Origin of the sequence: Sphingobacterium sp. UBA5670 (genome assembly GCF_002420705.1) — a bacterium.
Lineage (GTDB): Bacteria > Bacteroidota > Bacteroidia > Sphingobacteriales > Sphingobacteriaceae > Sphingobacterium.
Genome location: NZ_DIIM01000015.1, coordinates 829 through 1,246 on the forward strand (window position 1 = coordinate 829; position 418 = coordinate 1,246).

Genomic DNA, 418 nt, shown 5'->3' on the forward strand with positions numbered 1-418 from the left:
TGGAATGGTTTTCTACAGAAATTTAAAGGAAATGATCTTCAAGTACACAAATCAATTCTTCTCAATAGTAAAGTGGAGGTATTGATAGCAAAAGACAATAAGGGTAACAAAATTATAAAACTTGATTTGAACGGTAATAAAAATTTTGCAGACGATAAAACAATATTTATACCGTCAAAAATTATTAAGGATACTGTTATTAAAGTAGATATACCATTTCAAGAATATAAAAATGGAGCAACTGTCAATAGGTTAGTAAAACTGGCTTTTAATGAGTCTTCAGAAAATTTAGAAAAACTTGACGTTCAATTTTTCAATCGGGAAAATTTAACTTGTGAAGTAACCAAGGATAGGTATAGCTACATTTTCAGCAAAGTTCCGATTGTCTCTGAAAATCGGAACCGCTTAATACCATTTA

General features: G+C 29.4%; 1 protein-coding gene. It reads left to right on the forward strand.

What is annotated here, in order from left to right; translation table 11 throughout:
* The coding region (locus B3C94_RS12805; protein ID WP_293904218.1) for a hypothetical protein at positions 1–418 on the forward strand (418 nt) is incomplete at both ends.